This window comes from Rhizobium sp. P1_E6 (genome assembly GCF_056405875.1).
In genome coordinates this window covers 1-23,673 of sequence record NZ_JBFUBG010000098.1, presented here as the reverse complement: position 1 = coordinate 23,673, position 23,673 = coordinate 1, and the positions used below count along the sequence as shown (strand labels likewise).

25 protein-coding genes are annotated in these 23,673 nt (G+C 58.5%); all 25 read left to right on the top strand.

Annotated elements, in window-relative coordinates:
- Positions 1 to 305: 305 nt before the first annotated feature.
- Positions 306 to 1,217 (top strand): flagellin N-terminal helical domain-containing protein, encoded by a 912-nt coding sequence (locus AC1D35_RS29880; RefSeq protein ID WP_477941501.1) that lies wholly within the window; start codon positions 306 to 308, stop codon positions 1,215 to 1,217.
- Positions 1,218 to 1,471: 254 nt separating this feature from the next.
- The gene (locus AC1D35_RS29875; protein ID WP_113300745.1) at positions 1,472 to 2,380 is read left to right on the top strand and encodes a flagellin N-terminal helical domain-containing protein; all 909 of its coding nucleotides are present in this window, start codon (positions 1,472 to 1,474) and stop codon (positions 2,378 to 2,380) included.
- Positions 2,381 to 2,668: 288 nt separating this feature from the next.
- Positions 2,669 to 3,622: a flagellin N-terminal helical domain-containing protein gene (locus AC1D35_RS29870; RefSeq protein ID WP_113300751.1), complete on the top strand. Its 954-nt coding sequence runs from the start codon at positions 2,669 to 2,671 to the stop codon at positions 3,620 to 3,622.
- Between the two features lie 196 nt (positions 3,623 to 3,818).
- Positions 3,819 to 4,457, top strand: a complete 639-nt coding sequence (locus AC1D35_RS29865) for a hypothetical protein (RefSeq protein WP_113311567.1) — start codon at positions 3,819 to 3,821, stop codon at positions 4,455 to 4,457.
- A complete protein-coding gene (locus AC1D35_RS29860) occupies positions 4,454 to 5,734 on the top strand; it encodes a MotB family protein (RefSeq protein ID WP_113311566.1) in 1,281 nt (426 codons plus the stop codon). Before AC1D35_RS29865 ends, AC1D35_RS29860 begins: the two co-directional genes overlap by 4 nt.
- A 4-nt stretch (positions 5,735 to 5,738) precedes the next feature.
- Positions 5,739 to 7,034: a chemotaxis protein MotC gene (motC, locus tag AC1D35_RS29855; protein WP_113311565.1), complete on the top strand. Its 1,296-nt coding sequence runs from the start codon at positions 5,739 to 5,741 to the stop codon at positions 7,032 to 7,034.
- A 4-nt stretch (positions 7,035 to 7,038) separates the two neighbouring features.
- Positions 7,039 to 8,484 (top strand): flagellar hook-length control protein FliK, encoded by a 1,446-nt coding sequence (fliK, locus tag AC1D35_RS29850; RefSeq protein WP_113311574.1) that lies wholly within the window; start codon positions 7,039 to 7,041, stop codon positions 8,482 to 8,484.
- The gene (locus AC1D35_RS29845) at positions 8,426 to 8,989 is read left to right on the top strand and encodes a lytic transglycosylase domain-containing protein (RefSeq protein ID WP_477941505.1); all 564 of its coding nucleotides are present in this window, start codon (positions 8,426 to 8,428) and stop codon (positions 8,987 to 8,989) included. The genes fliK and AC1D35_RS29845 overlap by 59 nt, the downstream gene beginning before the upstream one ends.
- 280 nt (positions 8,990 to 9,269) lie before the next feature.
- Positions 9,270 to 9,941, top strand: a complete 672-nt coding sequence (gene rem / locus AC1D35_RS29840) for a transcriptional activator Rem (protein ID WP_113300740.1) — start codon at positions 9,270 to 9,272, stop codon at positions 9,939 to 9,941.
- 127 nt (positions 9,942 to 10,068) lie between these two features.
- On the top strand, positions 10,069 to 11,370 hold the full coding sequence (locus AC1D35_RS29835) for a flagellar hook protein FlgE (protein WP_113311564.1): 1,302 nt from the start codon (positions 10,069 to 10,071) through the stop codon (positions 11,368 to 11,370).
- A gap of 19 nt (positions 11,371 to 11,389) precedes the next feature.
- Positions 11,390 to 12,856, top strand: a complete 1,467-nt coding sequence (flgK, locus tag AC1D35_RS29830; protein ID WP_113311563.1) for a flagellar hook-associated protein FlgK — start codon at positions 11,390 to 11,392, stop codon at positions 12,854 to 12,856.
- 3 nt (positions 12,857 to 12,859) lie between these two features.
- On the top strand, positions 12,860 to 13,912 hold the full coding sequence (locus tag AC1D35_RS29825; protein WP_113300737.1) for a flagellar hook-associated family protein: 1,053 nt from the start codon (positions 12,860 to 12,862) through the stop codon (positions 13,910 to 13,912).
- A 36-nt stretch (positions 13,913 to 13,948) separates the two neighbouring features.
- Positions 13,949 to 14,296, top strand: coding sequence for a flagellar biosynthesis regulator FlaF (flaF, locus tag AC1D35_RS29820; RefSeq protein ID WP_113300736.1), 348 nt, complete (start codon positions 13,949 to 13,951; stop codon positions 14,294 to 14,296).
- The gene (gene flbT, locus AC1D35_RS29815; protein WP_113300735.1) at positions 14,293 to 14,742 is read left to right on the top strand and encodes a flagellar biosynthesis repressor FlbT; all 450 of its coding nucleotides are present in this window, start codon (positions 14,293 to 14,295) and stop codon (positions 14,740 to 14,742) included. Before flaF ends, flbT begins: the two co-directional genes overlap by 4 nt.
- Complete coding sequence (gene flgD, locus AC1D35_RS29810; protein WP_113300734.1) at positions 14,733 to 15,185, top strand: flagellar hook assembly protein FlgD; 453 nt, start codon at positions 14,733 to 14,735, stop codon at positions 15,183 to 15,185. The genes flbT and flgD overlap by 10 nt, the downstream gene beginning before the upstream one ends.
- A gap of 52 nt (positions 15,186 to 15,237) precedes the next feature.
- On the top strand, positions 15,238 to 15,504 hold the full coding sequence (fliQ, locus tag AC1D35_RS29805) for a flagellar biosynthesis protein FliQ (RefSeq protein WP_113300733.1): 267 nt from the start codon (positions 15,238 to 15,240) through the stop codon (positions 15,502 to 15,504).
- Between the two features lie 91 nt (positions 15,505 to 15,595).
- Entirely contained in the window at positions 15,596 to 17,683 is a 2,088-nt protein-coding gene (gene flhA, locus AC1D35_RS29800; RefSeq protein WP_113300732.1) for a flagellar biosynthesis protein FlhA, read from the top strand.
- On the top strand, positions 17,680 to 18,432 hold the full coding sequence (gene fliR / locus AC1D35_RS29795) for a flagellar biosynthetic protein FliR (RefSeq protein WP_113300731.1): 753 nt from the start codon (positions 17,680 to 17,682) through the stop codon (positions 18,430 to 18,432). The genes flhA and fliR overlap by 4 nt, the downstream gene beginning before the upstream one ends.
- Positions 18,433 to 18,438: 6 nt before the next feature.
- On the top strand, positions 18,439 to 18,849 hold the full coding sequence (locus AC1D35_RS29790) for a hypothetical protein (protein ID WP_113300730.1): 411 nt from the start codon (positions 18,439 to 18,441) through the stop codon (positions 18,847 to 18,849).
- A gap of 34 nt (positions 18,850 to 18,883) precedes the next feature.
- Complete coding sequence (locus AC1D35_RS29785; RefSeq protein WP_113300729.1) at positions 18,884 to 19,450, top strand: rod-binding protein; 567 nt, start codon at positions 18,884 to 18,886, stop codon at positions 19,448 to 19,450.
- Positions 19,451 to 19,461: 11 nt separating this feature from the next.
- The gene (locus AC1D35_RS29780) at positions 19,462 to 19,827 is read left to right on the top strand and encodes a hypothetical protein (protein ID WP_113300728.1); all 366 of its coding nucleotides are present in this window, start codon (positions 19,462 to 19,464) and stop codon (positions 19,825 to 19,827) included.
- Positions 19,827 to 20,369: a hypothetical protein gene (locus AC1D35_RS29775; protein WP_477941492.1), complete on the top strand. Its 543-nt coding sequence runs from the start codon at positions 19,827 to 19,829 to the stop codon at positions 20,367 to 20,369. The genes AC1D35_RS29780 and AC1D35_RS29775 overlap by 1 nt, the downstream gene beginning before the upstream one ends.
- A gap of 285 nt (positions 20,370 to 20,654) precedes the next feature.
- Complete coding sequence (locus AC1D35_RS29770; RefSeq protein WP_477941491.1) at positions 20,655 to 21,512, top strand: WecB/TagA/CpsF family glycosyltransferase; 858 nt, start codon at positions 20,655 to 20,657, stop codon at positions 21,510 to 21,512.
- A 121-nt stretch (positions 21,513 to 21,633) separates the two neighbouring features.
- Positions 21,634 to 23,394 carry a GumC domain-containing protein gene (locus AC1D35_RS29765; protein ID WP_113311560.1) on the top strand — a complete coding sequence of 587 codons (1,761 nt, stop codon included), beginning with the start codon at positions 21,634 to 21,636 and terminating at the stop codon, positions 23,392 to 23,394.
- Positions 23,395 to 23,515: 121 nt separating this feature from the next.
- The coding region (locus AC1D35_RS29760) for a tetrahydrofolate dehydrogenase/cyclohydrolase catalytic domain-containing protein (protein ID WP_477941502.1) at positions 23,516 to 23,673 on the top strand (158 nt) is incomplete at its 3' end.

Sequence of the window (23,673 nt, the reverse complement as noted above, 5' to 3'; positions counted from 1 at the left end):
GAACATCCTGTCGCTCTTCCGCTAAGAGCGGTTCAGCCACATCGCGAAAAGTCTCGAGGCCGGGTAACTCCCGGCCTCGAATATTTTAATATAAGGTTAACGGAAACGCTTCTAAGTCTCAGATTTTTTTATGAAATTTCATTTTGGAATTTAGCTTTCCTTAACCATCTTGCTGTTTTCTAGGCCCATCGAAACGGCGAGTTAACCTTAACGAGAATGGTTAACAGGCATGATGCTGATCGCTGTGGGCCGGCCCAAATCCGGAATGTCCCTTCCTAACATCTGCCAAAAGGGGCAAGCAAACTATGACGAGCATCAACACCAATAACGCTGCAATGGCAGCTCTCCAGACGCTGCGTGGCATCAACCAGGGCCTCAACAAGACCCAGGATCACGTTTCCTCCGGTTTCCGCATCGGCAAGGCTTCCGACAACGCTGCCTACTGGTCGATCGCAACGACCATGCGTTCGGACAACAAGGCCCTCTCGGCCGTTTCCGACGCGCTCGGCCTCGGTGCCGCAAAGGTTGACACTGCCTACACCGCCATGGACAGCGCCATCGACGTCGTCGGCGAAATCAAGGCGAAGATCGTTGCCGCAACTGAAAACGGCGTCGACAAGAAGAAGGTCCAGGAAGAAATCGACCAGCTTCAGGACCAGCTGGTGAGCATYGCTCAGTCGGCTTCCTTCTCCGGTGAAAACTGGGTTGCCGGTGYCAMCRGCACSAAGAGCGTCGTTTCCTCCTTCGTTCGCGATGGTTCGAACGGCGTTTCCGTCAAGATGACCGACTAYGCCCTGTCCACCGCATCGAACGGCAACGTTCTGTTCGGCATGACCACGACCGGTGCGMTCSAAACCACCTCGGGCATCCTCGGCACGACCAGCGGTACGATCGGCTCGGTCTACTCGCTCGACATCACGTCCTTCGGTCAGGCCGAACTCGGCCTTGCTCTGACCAACGTCGAAAACGCTCTGAAGGCGATGACCTCTGCCGGTGCAAAGCTCGGTTCGATCWCSACCCGCATCACCATGCAGGACGACTTCGTCARCGCKCTSRGYGACTCGMTCGACTCCGGTRTCGGYCGCCTGGTCGACGCCAACATGGAAGAAGAGTCCTCCAAGCTCTCTGCCCTGCAGACGCAGCAGCAGCTCGCGATCCAGTCKCTCTCGATYGCCAACTCCTCTTCGCAGAACATCCTGTCGCTCTTCCGCGGCTAATAGGATCGCGAAATATAGCCCGCCGGGTAACCGGCGGGTTCTATCGAAATCAAGCCGCGCTTCCATGGAGCGCGGCTTTTTTTAATTTCCGTTAACGATTGATTAACCATATTGCTGTCATCTGCGTCTCAACGAGACGGCGAGTTAACCAAATTTAAGAACGGGTTAACAGGCATGAAGGCTGATCGTCGTTCCCGGTCGCTATTCCGGAATGTCCCTTTTTTTAATGTCTGCCAGCAAGGGGCAATCATTTCATGACAAGCATTTTGACGAACGTCGCGGCTATGGCCGCCCTCCAGACCCTCCGGGGTATCAGCAACAATCTTCAGGATACTCAAGGTCGCGTATCTTCCGGCTATCGCGTTGAAAAGGCAGCAGATAACGCAGCCTATTGGTCCATCGCGACGACCATGCGTTCGGACAACAAGGCCCTCTCGGCCGTTTCCGACGCCCTCGGCCTCGGCGCTGCCAAGGTCGATACGGCCTACACCGCCATGGACAATGCCATCGACGTCGTCAGCGAGATCAAATCCAAGATCGTCGCAGCAACTGAAAAGGGTGTCGACAAGACCAAGGTCCAGGAAGAAATCGCCCAGCTCCAGGCTCAGCTCATGAGCATCTCCCAGTCGGCTTCCTTCTCCGGTGAGAACTGGGTTGCAGGCAACTCGACCAAGAGCGTCGTTTCCACCTTCGTCCGCGACGGCAACGGCAATGTCTCGGTCAAGACGACCGATTATGTCCTGAACGCGGCTTCCAACGGTAACGTGCTGTTCGGCATGACCACGACCGGAACCATCGATTCGAGCACCGGCGTTATCGGCAGCGCCAACGGCACGATCGGGTCGATCTACACCATGAACATCACCTCCTTTGGTCAGACGGAAATCGCTATGGCACTGACAGCAATCGAATCGGGCCTGGAGGCGATGACGAAGGCAGCTTCTCAGCTCGGCTCCATTTCCAACCGCATCGAGCTGCAGGAAACCTTCGTCGCCGCCCTCGGTGACTCGATCGACTCGGGTGTCGGCCGCCTCGTGGACGCCGACATGGAAGAGGAATCGAGCAGGCTCACGGCACTACAGACGCAACAGCAACTCGCGATCCAGTCGCTCTCGATTGCTAACTCCAGCGCTCAGAACGTCCTCACGCTCTTCCGCAGCTAAGCCAGCGGTTGAAGCTGGATCAAACCTTGTGTCGCCAATTTGCGGCAACCTGGAAACCGCGCCGAAACGGCGCGGTTTTTCTTTTATTTCAATTACTTGCAAGGACAGCGATGTTGCTGTTTTAATCCTGTTTGCGCTCTTGCGAAAATCGTTGATATCGGGTTAACCTTACCAGGAGTTGATTTGTTTGCGACGCACCGGTGTGGGGGACCCGCCGGCGGCATGAAGCCAGTTCAGTCGCTGCCGGCAAAACCGGCCTGATCCCATCACCTTTCCGAGACCATGTCGATGACCGTCAAGATTACCAACGCGGCCGCGGTGAGTGCGCTTGCAGTGCTGCGCAGCATCACTAAAGAATCAACCGACGTACAGCAGCAGATTTCTACGGCGAAGCGGGTCGCCACCGCGGCCGACGATGCGACCTATTGGTCGATCGCGAGCGTCATGCGCGCTGACAGTACCAATCTAGGCACCATTGGCGATGCCCTTGGCCTCGGCGCCGCAAAGGTTGATGCGACCTATACGGCGATGAATTCGGCCATCGATCTCCTCGGCGATCTCAGAGCCAAGCTGGTTGCTGCGCGTGAGCCCGGCGCCGACAAGGACAAGATCAATGCGGAAATCACCGAATACAAGAACCAGCTCCAGACGATGGTCGAGGGAACGTCGTTCGCTGGCGAAAACTGGCTGTTGAACGGCGAGCCTGCGGCACCCCCGCAGTGGAAGATCATCGGCAGCTTCGTGCGCGCCCCGACAGGCGAATATCAGGCGCAGACCATCGACTTTCCGTCGTCCCAGACCATCCTGATCGACAGGAACAATGCCAATGGCGGCCTGTTTACCAAGGCGGTCAATGGCAATGCTGACGGCACGCCGGTCCGCAATTACTATCTGCTGAACGTTAACTCCGCGACGCCCGCGACCGGCACGGAAATCTCCATCGGCAAGTCGACCACCGACTCGCAGCTCACGGATATGCTGACGGCCACGGACTCCATGCTCAAGCAGCTTACCAATTCGGCAGCAGGGATCGGTATCATGAAAGCCCGCATCGACGATCAGATCGACTATACCGCAGACCTGTCTGACGCTGTCGATAAGAGCGTTGGCGCCTTGGTCGACACCGATATGGACGAGGCCTCGACCCGCCAGAAGGCTATCGAAACCCAGAAACAGATGGCCGTTGAAGCGATCTCCATTCTGAACGCATCCGCCAGCAAGATTCTTATCCTGCTCGAATAATGATCGGTGCGAGGGCGGCGCCATTCATCCTCGCGCAAGTTTGGGTTTCTAGTTTCCGGCATGAAGGCAACGTCCGAATCCATGCCGGCGACAGGCTCTGGGCCTCTCCCGAATCGGAACGGCATGCCGACAAGGACGATGGTCATTTTTCAAGCGGGGGCATGCCGCGTGCCTCCCGAATACTGGACGGTTTTTTATGAGCATTATGCTTTCCCGGTATTTGAAGGATTTCGGTGAGCCGGGTCCCTCGGCACCGATCATCGATGTTGATGATTTCGCCGCAGAAACCACCTCCACATTTGCGGAACTGCCGCCGGAACCCGAAATCGACGTCGAGGCGGAGCGGCGCGAGGCTTATTCCGAAGGCTTTGCGGCTGCGACCGTGGAACTGACCGAAAAATACGAAGGCGAAGCCCAAACGGCGGCCGAAGCTCATGTCCGTGAGATCGAGGAGCTGAAACTTCGCTACGAGATCGAAGCGGCTGCGGTAATTGCTTCCCGTATCCGTGACATGGCCGAAGAGATTGCCACGCTCGTCAGCGAAATGACCGCTTCAGCCATCACACCGATCATGACTGAAGCGCTCTCGAAAAAAGCAACGGAAAATCTTGCCGTCCTGCTGCGCGAGGCGATCCTCGACGGCGCGGCCGCCCCAATCATCGTGCGCGGTCCGGCCAAGCTTTTCGATATCCTCAAGGATGAACTCGCAGAGCATGCGGCATTGGTCCGCCATCATGAGGCTGATGACATCGACCTTGCTGCCGAGATTGGCGAAACTGTGCTCGTTACCCGCATCTCCGCCTGGGCGGCCAGCTTGAAGAAAGTGTCCGAATGAGCGACGGCGAAAACCATCACCACGGTAAGAACGAGATCATCATCGTCAAGAAACATGGCGGTGGGGATCACGACGGCGCTCATGGCGGTGCGTGGAAAATTGCCTATGCCGACTTCATGACGGCAATGATGGCCTTCTTCCTCGTCATGTGGCTCGTCAACGCCGCCAACGAAGAAACCAAGGCCTCGATCGCGACCTATTTTAATCCGATCAAGCTTTCCGACGAAAAGCCGACCGAAAAAGGCTTGAAGAAGCCCGTCGACCAAGCCGAGGGCGAGCAGAACCAGGAAAAGTCGAAGAATAAGGAAGAGAATCCGAACCAGGGCAAGTCTGCCGCTGACGGTGAGGACCAGACCTCGACCTCGGGTGACAAGACCAATTATTCGGAAGCCGATTTCTTCGAGAACCCTTATTCCGTTCTCGCCGAGATCGCCCAGGAAGTTGGCCAGCAGGCAAATGTTAGCGCCAAGGGTGACGGCGGTGCGGCGGATTCAGGCCCGGCTACTGGTGCCGATGGCGGCGAAGCCTACCGCGACCCCTTCGATCCGGATTTCTGGACCAAGCAGGTCGAAGTTACCACCGCCGGCAAGCCGCAGCAGCCTTCGCCGCTCGATTCGCAGGCCAAGCCGAATGAACTCGCCAAGGCCGAAAATAGCCAGCCCTCCACTCTGCTGAGCAAGGACCCCAACAGCGCTGCCGTCGCCGCTTCGACAGAGAAGCAGGCGGACAAGAAGGCGGATAAGACCAAAGACAAGCAGGCGGACAAGACCAAGGACGCCGACAAAAAGGAAGAGGCCAAGCAAGCCGAAGAGAAGCAGCAGGCCGAGGAACTGCAGCAAGAGATTGCCCAGCAGATCGCGGGCGTCGCCGGCAAGCTCGCCGAGGGCCTGACGGTGACGGCGTCCGAGGGTGGCCTGCTGGTGAGCATTTCCGACCAGAACGACGACTCCATGTTCAACATCGGCTCTGCAGTGCCGCGCCAGGAGATGGTGCTCGCGATGCAGAAGATCGGCGCGATCCTGAAGCAGAGGGGCGGCGCCGTCGCCGTCCGTGGCCATACGGACGGCCGGAAATTCAAGGGCGATCTCAACGAGAACTGGCGTCTCTCGATGGACCGTGCCCAGAGCGCTTACTACATGCTCGTTCGCGGCGGCCTCGATGAGAAGCGCATTTCCCAGGTTTCCGGCTTCGCTGACCGTCGCCTGAAGTTGCCCGAGGACCCCTTCAACGCGTCAAACCGCCGGATCGAGATACTCGTGCAGGCAAATCAAGGATAGTCGCATGACGCGCAGGCAGCATCGCTATTTCAGATATGCGGTCTTCGGCCTGGCGATGATGTCGCCTGCCGTCGGTCATGCCGCGGATGCGGACGATCTCGCGCCATACAAGATGCTGCGCTCTCTGCAGTTCGTTCAGGACTCGGTTGTAGCAGGCGATCATTCCGCCGGTGAAATGCAGCGCTTCATGCTCGGCAAGATCGATCAGCGTCTGCGCAACGTCGATCCGTCCGTCTACGATGACGATCGCAATGTCGATGCCGCGCTGATCTACGTGATGAGCGGGGGCAATCCTCAGACGCTGGAATATCTCGTCGCCCATGACGTCAATGGCTACTTCGACAATCGCGTCACCGACGTGTTGCGGAAATATCTAAGCGGCAAGGGCCTGCTTGTCTCCAAGACGCTGGAAGAAACGGCCAAGGAATATGAAGGCAAGAAGATCGGCCCCTATCTGGCGCTGATCGGCGGCAATGTACTGATCGCCACGAAACCAGTGGATGCCCTTACGCTGTATGACAGGGCGCGGCTCAATGCACCCGGCACCATCGTGGAGGAGGCGGCGTTGCGCCGCTCGGTCGCCATTTGCGTCGAAACCGGGCAGGTCGACAAGGGGCTTGCCTATTCGCAGCGCTATGTCCGCCGCTTTCTTCATTCGCCCTATGCCAGCCAGTTTGCCGATCTCTTCGTGAAGCTGATCGTCAGCCATGATCATGATGTCAATCCGCAGACGGTGGTCGATATCCTGTCCTTCATGGATGCGCCGCGGCAGCGAGAGGTCTATCTGCGCGTCGCGCGCGCCGCCGCGATCGCCGGAAAGCCCGATCTCGCGCGCATGGCCGCCCAGCGCGTCCAATCGTTGGGCGAGGGGACGGAAAATCCCTTCGGACCGCTCGCCGATTTTTACAACGGCATGGCGAACGTCCCCACCGACAATATCGACCAGGCTGCCAAATACATCGCCAATATATCCGGCGCGTCGCTCTCGCCGCAGGACCAGGCGCTGCAAGCCGCCGCAAGATCCGTCGCCGAGCAGATATTGCGGGCTCCGGATCCGGCAAGCCTGACACAAGGCTCCACCCCTAATAATACTAATCAAGAAATCACTTCTGAACAGGCTGCAGCCGCCACGGCTGCGCAACCGGAAGGAGCGCTGGCCGCTGCTCCGGAACCTGTTATCGAAGGCGCGGCTGCTGGCAAGGGAAGCCAGGATGTCGACCCTTCATTCACCTCGTTCGTGACGACCAATCGATCCAAGCTCGACGAAATCGACGGTCTCCTGGCCCAGGAAGGCAAGTAAGATGATGATGGATATCAGCGTCTCGGGCGGAGCGCCCGGCACGGATGCGTCTGCGTCCGTAAAGACCGGTCGGGGGGCCGGCAAGGGCGAGGCTGCGGATCAGAAGGGCGGCTTTTCAGATGCCCTCTCCAAGGCAGCCAATGCAGATCAGGATACGGATGCCGTCGATACGTCCGACGAGCATGCCGCGGGTGGCAGCGCGGAAACCGCGGCACGCAACCTGCGCAACCGCAATTCGAAGCCGCTGATCGATTTGAACGACGCATCGCTCAAAGGACAGACGGACGTGCAGCCCGAGACGATCGCAGACGCCGGCAAGATGCCTGCGAAGTCCGAAAAAGGCCAGGGCAAGAACACGGCTGTCTTCGGGCTTGGCAAGCCGGACGCCAAGGATCTGGCGGCCGAGACCGCAGCGCAAGCAGTGGGCAAGCCAGGCAAGCACACCAAGGCCAGCGCGCTTGATGGCGATATCGACGCGGGCACCGATGCTGAAGCCGGCGACGGCGATATCACCGATGTCCTCGGCCTTCTGAAGAAGGAGCCAGGGGACGCCGCGGCTGTGCTCCAGGCATCCGCGCATCACGCTGCGGCGAAGGCCGATGATGCGACGGCCGGAAAAAAGGACGCGAAAACTGAAGGCGTAAATGGCGCCAAGGGCGATGCGCATGTGTCGGATGCTCTGGCAGCCGTTGCCACGCATCACGATGACACGCGCGTGCCGGGAACGGAGAATGCCGAAGGCGTCGAGGGCAAGACCTTCAGGATCAGCCGGGCCGATGGCCGCGGTCAGTCGATGGACATGCATATCGGCACTGAACAGCCTGGCTCGGAGAAGTCGGCAAAGTCGAACGTTGAAAATGTTTCCGTCCTGGACTCCCGCCGCTATCTCGGCCTCGTGCAGAATCCGAATTCCGCAAACGTGACAGCGGCACTTTCGGGCGACAGCGAATGGGCGCGTGCCATGCAGCCGAGTTCCGCTTTGTCGAACGCCGCCGAATGGACGAGCACCGGCAAGGTGGTGAACACCCTCAAGATCCAGATGAGCCCGATCGATCTTGGCCCCGTCACGGCCACGATGCGCCTGTCAGGTGATGCGCTGAGCGTCGACCTCAAGGTCGAGACCGGTGCGGCCTATCGCCAGCTCAAGGAAGATCACGGCAAGATTCTCGAGGCGTTGCGCAGCCAGGGCTATGCGGTCGATAACGTGACCATCAGCATGGCGCCTGTGGAGCGAGCCGATACCGGTAGCCAGGCAAACGGCCAGGGACAGGCTTCCCAGCAGCAATCGCTTGCCCAGCAGGGACAAGGCCAGGGCGGCGAGGCGCGCGAGCGCCAGAACCAGACAGCGCAGCAGACGGATGGAGGCTTCAATGGTGCGGGCGGCAACGGTGTTGAGAACGCTTCTGCTGTCGAYGCTGGCGGCAGCCGCTCTGGTAGCGTTTACCTCTAGCGCATCGGCCTCTACCGGCGCCTGTGAGCGTGAAATCCAGTCAGCAGCGGCCAAATACGGCATTCCGGAAGGAATTCTCTATTCAGTCGGGCTGACGGAAACCGGCCGCAAGGGATCGCTCTATCCATATGCGATGAACGTCGAAGGGAAGGCCCTGTTTCCATCCTCCGAGCAGGCCGCATTGCGGCAATTCGACACCTCCAGCAGAGGCGGCGCGAAGCTCATCGATATCGGATGTATGCAGATCAATCACTATTTCCACGGCGAGAACTTCAGCTCCGTAGAGGAAATGTTCGATCCCCATCGCAACGTGGAATATGCTGCGAAGTTCCTGCGCAACCTTCACGACCGTCACGAGACGTGGACCATGGCGGTAGCCAGATACCACGCGGGGCCGAACAACAACCCCGCTCAGAAGCAGTATGTCTGCCGCGTCATCGCAAATCTCGTTGCCACCGGCTACGGCAAGTGGACTCCCAATGCGAGCAATTTCTGCGCAAATTAATTCAATTAATAATTGAATTACCGAATTATGACCAAACTGTGTCAGAGTGTGGCAGGAATCCGGCAGGAATCCCGCTTGCAAGCCGCAATTAACCGGGCGTTAACTTTTCCACGAAATTTTTGTGTGCATAACAGGCTCGGCATACTATATGTAGATCAAATCGGCACCCAATTCTTAATCAATTATTAATTTCCGCCATTAACTTTCACGAGTAGCCGCTGATTCGCGCGATTCGTATCCATAGATCATCGATGTGCCACACTGATTCGGAGGCGGACGAATGATCGTAGTGGTTGATGAGCGTGAGCTCGTGAAGGATGGTTACACTTCTCTTTTTGGCCGTGAGGGCATTCCCTCAACCGGCTTTGATCCCAGTGAATTCGGCGAATGGGTGCAGACGGCGGCTGATTCGGACATCGCCGCGGTCGAGGCATTCCTGATTGGTCAGGGGCAGCGCACCATGGAGTTGCCGCGTGCCATACGCGATCGCTCGATGGCGCCTGTGATTGCCGTCAGCGACCAGCCGTCGCTCGAAAACACACTTGCGCTTTTCGACTGCGGCGTCGACGACGTTGTACGCAAGCCGGTGCATCCTCGCGAGATTCTCGCGCGTGCTGCTGCAATCCGTCGCCGCCTGAAGGCGATCACAAACTACACCGACATCGGCGGGATCCGCGTCTTCTCGGACGGTCGCGATCCGGAAATCCACGGCGAGGTCTTTGCTTTGCCGCGTCGCGAGCGTCGCATCCTGGAATACTTGATCGCCAATCGCGGTCGTCGTGTCACCAAGACGCAGATCTTCAATGCGATCTACGGCATTTTCGACGAGGAAGTCGAAGAAAACGTCGTTGAAAGCCACATCTCCAAGCTGCGCAAGAAGCTGCGCAAGAAGCTCGGTGTCGACCCGGTCGATTCCAAGCGTTTCCTTGGCTATTGCATTGATTGGAATTGATTTTTCGGCGCGGGCCATGCCGCGCGGGAAAGCCGGAATATTTCCATCGGCGACCCGGCGCAACAGACAGCTTCACGCAAGGCCCGCCAAATACTGTTGTATTTAACAGGTAAAACGAGGTTTTCAGATGAGCATTTTCGGCAGCATGAAGACGGCAGTCTCGGGGATGAACGCGCAGGCAAACCGCCTCAGCACCGTCTCCGATAATATCGCCAACGTGAACACCAGCGGTTACAAGGCTGTTTCGACCGCGTTCTCGTCGCTGGTCCTGCCATCGGGCTCCGGCAACTACAACTCGGGCGGCGTGACGACGACGGTTCGTCAGGCTGTCTCCGACCAGGGCGATATTTCCTACACGACCTCCGGTTACGACCTCGCAATTTCCGGCGACGGCTTCTTCATCGTCCAGGGCGCTGACGGCGTTCCTGTCCTGACCCGCGCCGGCGACTTTACGAAGGACGACAGCGGCAACCTCGTCAACTCGGCCGGCTTCACGCTCATGGGTTATCCATGGGGCGCCTCGGCTCCGGCCGTCGTCGTCAACGGTTTCGATGGCCTCGTTCCGATCAACGTACTCGGCGACCAGAAGCTGCAAGCCGTTCCGACCGCAAACGGTACATGGAACGGCAATCTGAAGCCCGGTGCGAAGATTGTAACTGTTCCGGCCAATCTGCCGAGCGCAAACGCCGCTACGGCGACCACGGACACGCAGAAGTACTCGATGGTCACCTACGACAAGCTCGGCAGTAAGGTGATGTACGACATCTACTACACCAAGGTTCCAAACCCGGCATCTCCGCCGGCAGCGGCTGGTACGACCCAGTGGGAAATGGCGGTCTACCGCAATGCTGACAAGGCAGCGACCGGCACGAGTTCCTTCCCCTATACGTCGGGTCCGGTGAACACCACCACTATCCAGTTCAACGACAAGGGCGAGATGACGGTGCCGGTGGCTCCGTCGACGACAAACATCGTCGACCCCAAGACGGGCCTCACCATCAAGATGACGCTCGACCTCTCCCAGGTTGGCGACAACTTCTCGGGCACTGGCAACGTCGACGGTCAGGGCGCGAATTCGCCGGTCGATATCACCATCGACTCCGACGGTATCGTCTACTCGAAGTACGATGACGGCAGCACCAAGCCCGTCTTCCAGATCCCGCTCGCCAATGTGCCGAGCCCGGACCTGCTGACGCTGATGTCCGGCAACGTCTACTCGGCCAACGGCAAGTCGGGCGTGACTGTTACCGGCTTCCCGCAGACCAGCGGCTTGGGCAAGATCCAGTCGGGCGCCCTCGAAGGCTCGAACGTCGACCTCGCCGGCGAGCTGACGGAAATGATCGAATCCCAGCGCAGCTACACCGCCAACTCCAAGGTGTTCCAGACGGGTTCCGATCTCATGGACGTTCTCGTCAACCTCAAGCGTTAATAAGGGTAACGGGTAAGCCATGTCGCTCACTTCAGCACTTAACACCGCGCAGAGCATATTCAACAATACGGGCGCACAGAGCAGCATCGTATCGAACAATATCTCGAACGCCGGCAACAAGGACTATGTGCGCCGGCAGGCGATGCTCTCCACCTCGCTGAACGGCGCCCAGGTGGTCAAGATCAGCCGCGCACAGGAAGATGCACTGCTGAAACAATATCTCAAGGCCTCCTCACAGGATAGCTCCCAGCAGACCCTGCTGAGCGGCCTTGAAGATCTGAAGTCGATCATGGGTGGCAACAACAACGAGACGTCTCCGGAAGTGGCGCTGCGCGCCTTCCGCGACAAGCTCGGCACGTTCCGCGCCACCCCTGGCGACCTGATCGCCGCACAAGGCGCGATCACTGCGGCACAGGATGTCGTCACCTCGCTGAACAATGCCTCCAAGGCCGTCCAGCAGCAGCGTTCCGATGCCGACAAGCAGGTCAAGAACCAGGTCGACTCGCTGAACAGCCTCCTGAAGCAGTTCGAAACGGCAAACAACGCCGTCAAGAAGGCGACGGCGGGTAATGAGGATCCTTCGAGCGCACTCGACGAGCGTGAAAAGGTTCTCAAGCAGATCAATCAGATCGTTGGCGTACAGACGGTTCAGCGCCCCAACAATGATATGGTGCTCTATACGGCCGATGGCACCACCCTGTTCGAGACGATCCCGCGCTCGGTCAGCTTCGAGCCGACGCAGTCCTATGCGGCGAGCACGAAAGGCAACAAGGTCTATATCGACGGCGTTGCCGTCAATATGGGGACGGGCGCATCGACCAATGCCCAGGGCAGCCTCGCTTCGCTCCTGCAAGTCCGCGACGATATCGCGCCGAAGTTCCAGAGCCAGCTCGACGAGGTCGCCCGTGGTCTTGTCAATCTCTATCAGGAAGCTGGCGCACCCGGTCTTTTCGTCTGGTCAGACCCGCAAACGGGCACGGCTGGCGGAGTTCCGCCAGTTCCGCCAGGTGGCGGCATCATCGATGGCATCGCTGGAACGATTGCTATCAATAAGGGTGTCATAACGAGCGGCACTCCGGCCGGCGATCCCATGCGCCTGCGCGATGGCAACATCAACGGTGGGCCGCCGAAGAACACGACGGGTTCGAGTGGCTACTCCGCAGAACTCGACCGCCTCTATACGGCGATGGACAGTGGCATTCCGTTCGACACCGATTCGGGCCTGGACACCAATGTCAGCATCATGAGCTACGCCACCAATTCGATTGGCTGGCTCGAGCAGAACCGCAGCGATGCGACCACGGCTGCGGAAAACACCCAGGCTGCCGCCGCACGAACCGATGAAGCTTATTCCAATGAAACGGGCGTCAATCTCGATGAGGAACTGACGCTCCTTCTCGACATCGAACAGTCCTACAAGGCGGCGACCAAGATTTTGAACGCCGTTGATGAAATGTTGAAAGCATTGCTGGATATTGCGAGTTAAGCCATGAAAAGCTCATTTATTTCAAGTTCGGCCATCCAAAACGCCATGCGATTGACGATCCGTCAGGCGCAGAACCAGATGACGAAGGCGACGATGGAAGCGACCACCGGCACCTACGCCGATATCGGTGTGTCGCTTGGGGGTTACGCAGCCAAGAGCATCGACTTTACCCGCGAAGTCGACCGCATCAAATCGATCAAGCTGAGCAACGCTCTCGTCGACGCCCGCATGGAATCGGCTCAAACCGGGCTCGATAAAATGAAGAAGGCCGGCGACAGCTTCCTGTCCAAGCTGACCGCGCTTCAGAGCAGCCACGATCCGGGCAGCATCACGGTCGCAATCCAGTCGGCCACGAGCGCGCTTTCCACGATGATGGACACGTCGAACTCGATGGTGAACGGCGAATATCTTTTTGCCGGCATCAACACCGACATCCAGCCGCTAACGGATAAAACCACTGCGACTTCGGCGGCGATCGTTGCAGCTCTGAATACCTATGCGGCAGGTCTGCCGACACCGAAGGCGGTCAACCAGCTCACCGGCGACGAGATGAAGACCTTCATCGAGACCAAGGTCGAGCCGATGTTCAGCGAAGCGGCCTGGACGGATCCGACCACCGGCTGGTCGAAGGCGTCCAGCCAGAACATGACGAGCCGTATCAGCAATTCGGAAGTTGTTCAGTCCTCGACCAATGCCAATTCCGAAGGCATGCGTTACTTCGCTCTGGCGACGGTGGTGACCTCTGCCCTGATGGGGCAGAGCCTTAGCACGGACGCAATGAGCGCAGTCTCTTCAAAGGCGATCACCTATACGACCAGAGCCACTACCGGTATCGTTACCCAGGCGAGCCAGCTCGGTCTGTCACAGGAGCGTGTCGAGAAGGCGAATGACGCGCTCGATGCCCAGTCGAACATCATGCAGACCAAGCTCGTCGATATTCAGGGCGTTGATCCCTATGAGGCCTCGACCCTTGTCAAGACTTTGGAAACCCAGCTCGAAACCGCCTACACGATCGTATCGAAGATCCAGCAGTTGAGTCTTGTAAACTACCTTTGATGAGCAAAGGCGCGCAATATAAAGAAGGATGCATGAATGTATCAGTTCTCTTATGCCGAGGTCATGCAAGACTCGGTTGCCGACGCGAAGGAGCGAGAATGGCAGGTTCTCGAACGTTCGATAGAACTGCTTTCGGCGGCGCGCGACAAAGAGAAGTACAGCCGGGAGTCTATTGAAGCTCTCTTCTATACGCGAAGGGTGTGGATCAGCTTTATCGAGGATTTGAAACATCCCGATAACCAGTTGGAAATCGAGCTCAGGGCGAACCTCATCTCGATTGCGATCTGGATATTGAAGGAATGCGACAGAATTAGAAAACGTCAGTCGAATAACTACCAGGGCATCATCGACGTTACCACCATCATCAGGGATGGACTTAAATGAAAAGTACACTTCGCATTTCTCTGAAAGCCGGAGAAAGAATCTTCATCAACGGCGCCGTCCTGCGTGTCGACCGCAAGGTCGCACTGGAATTCCTGAATGATGTGACGTTCCTTCTCGAAAACCACGTGCTGCAGCCGGAAGCCGCGACCACGCCGCTTCGCCAGCTCTACTTCATTGCCCAGATGATCCTCATCAATCCCGAGGGCAAGGAACATTCGACGGCGATGTTCCGCAAGTCGATCACGATGCTGCTCACATGCTTCAAGAACGAGGAGATCCTCGCCGAGCTGAAGCGTATCGATGCACTCGTTTCGACGGGCCGCGCCTTCGACGCGCTGAAGGCGATCCGCGGTCTCTACGCGATCGAAGACGGCATTCTCAACAATCACGAGCTGCCCCCGACAATGGTCGAGCAGATTCGCAGGGAGATCGCACCATGGCGGTAGATGGAACCCAGGGCGTAGGCGGTGGCAGCAGCACGTATGGCTCGTCCAATGCCGCGCAGAAAAAGGCCACGCTGAACTACGACAACTTCCTTCAGTTGCTTGTCGCGCAGATGAAGAACCAGGATCCGACCGATCCGATGGATGCCAGCGAGCAGATGTCACAGCTCGCGAGCTTCTCGCAGGTCGAGCAGACGATCCAGACGAACTCGAAGCTGGACACACTGCTGACCAGTTCCAGCCTTACCCAGGCGAGCAGCTATGTCGGCAAATATATGACAAGCGCTGACGGCAAGACCACAGGTCAGGTCGAATCCGTCAAGGTTTATTCGGACGGCCTTGTTGCAACGCTCAAGAATGGGGATAAGGTTCTCGTCCAGGCGGGAATCAGCATCTCGGATACGGCGCCGACCAACGCACCGAGCGACGATACCGACGAATCCTAGTCCGGCTAAGGCCGGACTGACTGCTTTCAAGGCGATATGAGGTTGCCTGGCGATGAATGAAGCTGATGCACTCGATCTGTTCCAGGCTGCGATCTGGACCGTTCTCATTGGCGCGGGTCCTGCGGTTGCTGCAGCGATGATTGTCGGTCTAGTGATCGCGCTCATTCAGGCGCTTACACAGGTGCAGGAAGCGACACTCACCTTCGTCCCGAAGATCGTTGCCGTTCTGGTCACCGTCGGCATTACCGCACCCTTCGTGGGCTCGCAGGTTTCCATCTTCACCAATCTGGTCTTCTCGCGCATCCAGTCCGGCTTCTGAGCCAACTTCGCGCAAGCTTCGCCATTTAACTGTCGATCCGAATTGGGCGGACTCTGATGTCCGCCTCCTCTCATGAAGAGACGGAATCGCCATGGCGCAACCACCTGCACTACCCCTTCCGAAAGTCGCTCCCAACATCCGTGATATCGGTTTTGCCTTGGGCATCATCGGTATCATCTGCATCCTCTTCCTGCCGATCCCGCCGTTCCTGATCGACATGGGGCTGGCATTCTCGATCGCCTTCTCGGTGCTGATCCTCATGGTCGCACTGTGGATCCAGAAGCCTCTCGATTTCTCGTCCTTCCCAACCATCCTTCTGATCGCGACGATGACGCGATTGGCGCTGAACATCGCGACCACGCGAGTCATCCTTTCGCACGGCAACGAAGGGCACGACGCGGCAGGCGGCGTCATCGCCGGCTTCGCAAGCCTGGTCATGTCCGGCGACTTCGTCATCGGTCTGATCGTCTTCCTGATCCTCATCACCATCAACTTCATCGTCATCACCAAGGGTGCGACGCGTATCGCGGAAGTCGGCGCACGTTTCACCCTTGATGCCATCCCCGGCAAACAGATGTCGATCGATGCCGACCTCTCTGCCGGTATCATCGACGAGAAGGAAGCTCAGCGCCGCCGCAAGGAACTGGAAGAAGAAAGCTCCTTCTTCGGTGCCATGGACGGTGCGTCGAAGTTCGTTCGCGGTGACGCGGTTGCGGGTCTTCTCATTACCGCTATCAACGTCTTCGGCGGCATCATCATCGGTTATTTCCGCCACGGCATGCCGATCGGCGAAGCGGCCGATGTCTTCGTCAAGCTGTCGGTCGGTGACGGCCTCGTCTCGCAGATGCCGGCCCTCATCGTCTCGCTTGCCGCCGGCCTGCTCGTCTCGCGCGGCGGCACCACCGGCTCCACCGACCAGGCGGTCGTCAATCAGCTGAGCGGCTATCCCCGTGCGCTCTCCGTCTCGGCCGTGCTGATGTTCGTCCTGGCCCTGATGCCGGGCCTGCCGTTTGTCCCCTTCGTGATCCTCGGCAGTCTTCTCGCCTTCGGCGCCTGGTTCATTCCGCGTCAGGTCGAAGCGGAAAACAAGATCCGCCGTGATGCCGAGGAAAAGAAGGTTGTCCAGAGCAAGGAGCTCGAAAAGGACTCGGTCAAGTCGGTTCTCCGCACTTCTGAAATCGAGCTTGCTCTCGGCAAGATGGTCTCGACCCGCCTGCTTGGCGCCCATCAGGAACTCGCCTTCCGCGTCGGCAAGATGCGCAAGAAGTTTGCGACCCAGTACGGCTTCGTCGTGCCGGAAATCAAGGTTACGGATGATATCGGCATCCCCGAAAAGTCGTACCAGATCCGTATTCACGGCACGACCGTCGCCTCGAACCTGCTGCGTGTCGGCGAAGTCCTCGTCGTCACCGGGGCCGGCCGCAAGCCGAGTATTCCGGGTGACGAAATCCGCGAACCAGCTTTCGGCATGCCGGCGGTTTCAATTCTCGAAAACTTCGCCGAGGATCTGAAGCGGGAAGGCTTCCAGCCGATCGACAACGTCTCTGTCGTACTGACGCATATGAGCGAGGTTATCCGCAACAACCTGCCGCAGCTTCTGTCCTACAAGGACGTGAAGATCCTGATCGATCGTCTCGACCCTGAATATAAGAAGCTGGCCGATGAGATCTGCTCGTCCCACATGTCCTATTCGGGCCTGCAGGCGGTGCTGAAACTGCTTCTTGCCGAGCGCGTCTCGATCCGCAACCTGCACCTCATTCTGGAAGCGGTTGCCGAACTTGCCCCGCATGTCCGCAAGACGGAACAGATCGTCGAGCACGTCCGCATCCGCATGGCCCAGCAGCTCTGCGGAGACCTGGCGGACAACGGCGTGCTGCGCGTCCTGCGGCTCGGCAGCAAATGGGATCTCGCCTTCCACCAGGCTCTCAAGCGGGACGCAAAGGGCGAAGTCGTTGAATTCGACATCGATCCCCGCACGCTGGAAGAGTTCAGCGAGCAGGCGACGAAGGTTATCCGTGAATTCATGGATAGAGGCCTGCCTTTCGCCCTTGTCACGTCACCCGAAACGCGCTCCTATGTTCGCATGATCATCGAGCGACTCTTCGCAACGCTTCCCGTCCTCTCGCATGTGGAACTGGCAAAGGGCATCGAAATCAAGATTTTGGGCTCGATTTCATGATTTCAGACCCGCAAGGGACAGTTCTGGCGCTGTTTCTGGTTTTTTGCCGGATCGGTGGCTGCGTGCTGACCCTTCCGGGTTTTTCTTCCGCCCGTGTGCCGGAGCAGTTGCGCGTCTTCATCGCAGGCGGACTTTCGCTTGCGGTGCTGCCGGTGCTTTGGGACACCGTCTATCCGTCCGTTCACACCAGTTCCGGCACCTATATCGGCCTGATTTTCAGCGAATCGCTGATTGGAGTGATGTACGGCATGCTCGCCCGGCTCTATACGCTCGGCCTGCAATTTGCCGCCTCGATCGTCTCCATGATGGTTGGTTACACGCAGCCGAGCACGACTGATGTCGTCGAAGATTCGGCGGAAATCACCCTGACCGCCTTCATCACGATGACCGGCTTGATGGTTCTCTTCATCATGGACTTTCATCATATCGTGTTCCGGGCGCTGATCGATTCCTACACGACCATGCCCTTCGGCGGCTTGATGGAGATGCGCTCCACGCTCATCACCTTCACTGATACGCTGGAGCAGACCACCTACATCATGCTGCGGCTGGCGAGCCCCTATCTGATTTATGGACTGATCTTCAACATCTCGATTGGCTTCATCAACAAGCTCGCGCCGCAGATCCCGGTCTACTTCATCTCCACGCCCTATCTGCTGATGGGCGGCCTTTTCCTGCTCTATTTCTCGATCGCAGCCCTGATCAGCCAGTTCGGCCAATCCTTCGCCGCTATATATGTCGGAAGGTGAGGGGCGATGATCGAGAAGAAGCGTTCCGACAAGCTCAAGCGTCTGGTCGCGGTGCAGCGGCATCTTGAAAAGATGGCGGAATATGATCTCGCAGAAACCAGCCGCCAGCGCGCCGACGTCAATGTAGCCATGGATGTCGCCATTCTCGCGCTCGGGTCGCTGGATCCTGTCCATCGCGCTTTTTCGCAGAGCTATGCCGACCGATTCGGCAGGCTGAGCATTAAGGACCAGCAGTTGACTGGTATGCAGCAGGTGCACGAAATGCGCCTGACGCGCGAGCGAGCCAAGGGCGACCGGCTTGAAGAAAACATGCTCGATGCCCTCCAGGCAGAGCGTCGCGAGGCAGATGACAATGCCGTCTACGACGTAATCGATCAGCAATTCGCAACGCCAGCCTCCAGCAAGCTTCAAAAATAATAATCGCCACGATCTTACATTAGAGGATTGTAACGTGGCTATTTCACCCCCCAGCGATCTGGTGATGGACGTCGTCAAGGCGGCCGACCCCATGGAGGTTCAGGCTGCCCAGGAAAAGCTCAAGGCCAACCGCGCAGCCTTTGCTGCGACAAGCCTGGCCGACAGCGGTAACGGCTTTTCTTCCGCAGTCGACATTCTCGACCACGTCAAGCAGAGGAGCGGCCTGAACAACATTCAGAACCGTACCAAGACCGAAGAAGTGCCGGAAACCTACCGGAAGTTCGAGGCCATGGTTCTGCAGAACTTCGTGAAGTCCATGCTGCCGAGCGATGCCGAGAATGTCTTCGGCAAGGGCGCCACGGGCGACATCTGGAAGGGCATGATGGCCGAGCAACTCGGCAACGTCATGGCCAAGGGCGACGGCATCGGTATTGCCAAGCAGATGTATTCCGAACAGCTGCATCGCCAGGAGGGCAAGATCGTCAACGCCTCCACGAATGAAGACGACCGCAAGACTGCGATGAGCATGATCGACGAATTTCAGCGCAAGACCTTCGGTACTCCGACTGCCGACAATAAGTCCGCAACAAGCGACGCATAATCGAGGATAAAATGGAAATAGTTTCGAACGAATACAGGATCAAATCCGTTCTCGGGCGCCTCGAAATGATAATCGACAATGAGAACACCCGGATCGGCAGCGATCCGCAGTTCGATCTCAAGGTCTCCAATGCGCATAAGAGCCGGTGCCTGTACGAGCTCTCGATGCTCTTCCGCGATACCGATCCGGCCGAACTTGCCGCTTCGCATCTGGATCAGCTTCACGGCCTCAAGAAGAAGCTTACGCTGAACGCCCGTCGCGTCGAAGCGCATCTCGAAGCGGTTCGCGCGGTTGCCGATCTTTTGAAGAATGCCGTACAGGATGCCGACGCTGACGGCACCTATTCCCAGGAACAGTTTGTCGCGCGGGACGCCTGATGATCAAGCTCGTCCTTACCGGTGTCTGGGTCTGCACCGTCACGTTGGCATCGGTCTATTTCTCGGTGACCACGGCGACTGCGCCGGCGCCGGTTGAATCGGCTACCAAGCAAAGCGCGCTCGAGCTGGTGAAGGGCGAGACGATCACCGTGCCTGTCATCGGCAACGGTGCGGTCAACGGTTATTTCCTCGGCCGCATCTCGTTCATGATGCACAAGGACATGATCGCGGGCCTTAACCTGCCAATCACGGAGATGACGACCGACGAACTGTTCAGCCTGCTCGTCGGCAACAAGATGGTCGATGTCTCCAACATCAAGACCTTCGATCCAGGGGCTTTTCGCGAGGAGATCAAGAAGGGCATGAACGAGCGTCTCGGTGGCGAATATGTGGCCGAAGTCATGCTCGAACAGCTCGACTATCTCCCGAAGGAAGACGTGAAGGAAAATTCCGGCAACAAGCCGCAGAAGGTCGGCGCACCGGTCAAGATCGTCGAGACTGCGCCTGCGACCGAAACGCCGGCTCCGTCCTCCGGTCACTGATCTTCATCTACCGGTTAGCTGAAAACGGCGCTGAAAGGCGCCGTTTTTGCGTTCTCGCCTTGGTTAATAAACTACTTATACGCGAATGAAAATCCAATGCTCTTTCCTAAGGGTTGTTTGAAACCGACCTGATACAAACACGGCACAAGCTTGGGAGGATGCCGCCACGGGTTGGGGGAGGTCGCCTCAGGCAGGACGCTGCTGGTCACAAGACCTCCGCTGCGGAAACGTGGGCTTATTTTCCGGGATGTCGGGCGTATGACGCACCCTCGGCAGGAGGTTGGAATGAATCTGATTGCAAACTTCGCGGTGCTTGCATCGCGGCGGACGATTTTCGATCTGCCGGTCTGCGATCTCGGCTGGGACGACGCRCTGGTTTTCATCAACGAACTGGCTTCCATCCCCGTCGGGCAGACCGTGGTTTGCTTCGTCAACGCCCACAACATGCTGACGGCCCTGCGTGACGATGATTACTATCAGATCATGTCGCACAACCTTGTGCTGCCCGACGGCATCGGCCTGAATATCGCCTCCCAGGTCACGCATGGTTCGCCGTTCCCCGCGAATCTGAACGGCACCGATTTCGTGCCGGCCTTCCTGACCTTCATGGAAACGCCGCGCCGTATCGGCCTTATCGGTGGCGCGCGTGCGGTCGTCGAGAAGGCGGCTGAGAACTTTTCCAAGCACGCACCTTGGCACGAGTTCTTCGTCATCTCCGACGGCTTTTTCGACCAGACCGATCCCGAACCCGTTATCGCCGAGGTGGAGCGCCAGAAACTCGATATCCTCATCGTCGGCATGGGCACGCCGCTGCAGGAAAAATGGGTTCACCAGAATATCCGCGCCGATCACGCACGTCTCGTTCTGACGGTTGGTGCGCTTTTCGATTTCGTCTCGGGCACTGTGCCACGTGCACCGAAGACGGTACGCATGATGCGTCTGGAATGGGCCTACCGCCTGGTTCAGGAGCCGGGACGCCTCTGGCGCCGCTATATTCTCGGTATTCCGGTCTTCCTCTTCCGGGTCTTCCAGTACCGCTTCARCCGCCGTGCGCGTATTCTCAGTCAGCCGGATGAACGGGTGGCCGCGGCGCACACCGCAGGCGAACAGAAGAGAATCGAGCAGATAAAGAAAGTCGGCTGATTACAGATTTCTGCAGGCTCCGGTTAACCATTTCTTTGCCATGTATATTTAGAGTAGCTTAATCATCCGCGTCAGCGCGGTTGAGCGAACTCGGCCACCATGCGCATGAGATGTGACGCCAATGCACGATTCCAGGGCGAAAAACAGTTTCCATGATCGCGCAACCGCCTCGTCGCGCGGCCAGCGGCAAAGTCATGCCGAAAGGAGCCCATCTCCGCCGGAGATCCATCCTTCTGAAGCCGAACTGCTGCGCGCCATAGGCCGGCTGCTCGACGAACAGCGCACGAAAGCGCGGCAGACTGAACCGCTGGTGGACCGGATCGAAACGATCCTCGGTTCGCGCCTGCAGGCTGCAAACGATATAACCTCGGCTCCCGTTTCTGAACCCTCTCGCCCTGCGCCGGAGCCGACGACGCAGCTCGCCCAGCTTCATCATGTTGCTCCTGTCGAAAAAGCGCCCATTTCGACTGTTTCGCGCGAAGCGCGGCGCCTGGACTGGAAAAGAAGCGCTCTCATTGTGGCTGCCCTCTCGTTTGGCGGCGCTGCCACTCCCATCCTGACGCCATCCTCACCGGCGCTTTACACCGCAGAAGCGACGCTTGCCGTGGATGCAGGCGCAGGCAACCGCGCAGCGCTCGTTGGGGATACGGTCAAAAGGCTCTCGTCGGTACCGGTCATTACCTCTGCTGTTGCGGTATTGAAGCTGGACCGCGATCCGGAATTTGCCGGTAGCAGCGCCAATGCGCTTGGCGTCGCCTTCGATCTTCTTTCCGGCAGCGGTGCAGCCGCCGATCCGGCATCGCGCGCAGAGGCCGCGCTGAAATCTGCCGTGGCGGTTATTCCCGACGACCGAACTGGCACGATCCGCCTGATGGTAACGACAGGGGATGCCGACAAGTCGACGCGCATCGCCATGCGCCTGTCCGATGCAGTGACCGGCGGAAGCGCCGCAGGCAAGGCGGCCGAGGCGGCCACTGCCTTGAAGAAGGAAAATGATCAGGCTCAGGCAGAGCTCACGGCCTTCAACCAGAAGAACGGCGAGGGCAACGTCAAGGTCGCGACGCAACTGCAGCGCCAGATCGCCGGGCTCGATGCCGATCTGAAGAATGCCGACGACAATATCCTGACAGCCAAAGAGCTGGCCGACAGGCTGAAGGCCGCCAAGCTCGCGGACGTATTGGAAGGCTCGCTCGCTCCGGATATGATCTCGCCCGCCCTGCAGGATCTGCGCGACAAATACGCGCTCGCCAAGACCGCGATGGCGCAGCTTTCGGCGGACCTCGGGCCGCGCCATCCGCGTCTGCTGCAGCAGCAGTCCGAGATCGATGGTCTGAAGGATAGCATCGGCAAGGAACTGGCGCGCCTCGCCCAGAACGCAAGTGCGGCAGCCAAGACTGCCGTGGATGCGCGCAAGCAACTCAGCGATCGTCGCAACGCGCTGATTGCCCAGAGCCGCGATACCGGCGTCGATCTCGCCAAGCTGACCCAACTGCGCGAAAAGGCGTCTGCAGCCCGCTCGCGCCTGGAAGAGGAGGTTTCCACGACGGGTGCCATCGGTGATGGCCGGGTGACGGTGCGCAAGCCCGTCCTTGCGCTGCCGGCGTCCGATAACGATAGCTTCGGCGTTCATTCGCTGATCGGGGCCCTTGCCGGTCTGGCGCTCGGCCTCGGTATGGCTTTCTTGCTGCGTCTCTTCCGCCGGCAACCCGAATACGTGCCGGTCCAAGTTCCTGTCGAGGCTCCAGTCTTTGCCCCCGCGCCTGAACTTGCGCAGGTTCCAGCGTTGGTGCTGGTCCCGCAGGCGGCTGACGAAGTCGATGTGCTGCGTTCGCAGATCGCCAGCCTGCGCGATCGTTTTCACGCCTACCAGGCCTCGCTTTAAGCGAGAGCCTGTCCGTAGGATTGCTCTTGCATTTGCCGCTTTTAAACGGGATAGGGCGTTATCGGGAAATCATTCCCGCCGCGGGCGAATAGACTGGCGCGAAACTAGGCGGAGAAGACGCGTGACGACTGTAATCGATGGCAAGCAGGTTGCCGCTTCCGTAATCGAAACCGTGAAATCGGCAAATACCGCACTTGAAGCCGCGAAAGGCATCAAGGCCGGGCTTGCAGTCATCATCGTCGGCGACGATCCGGCGAGCCACACCTATGTCAGCTCGAA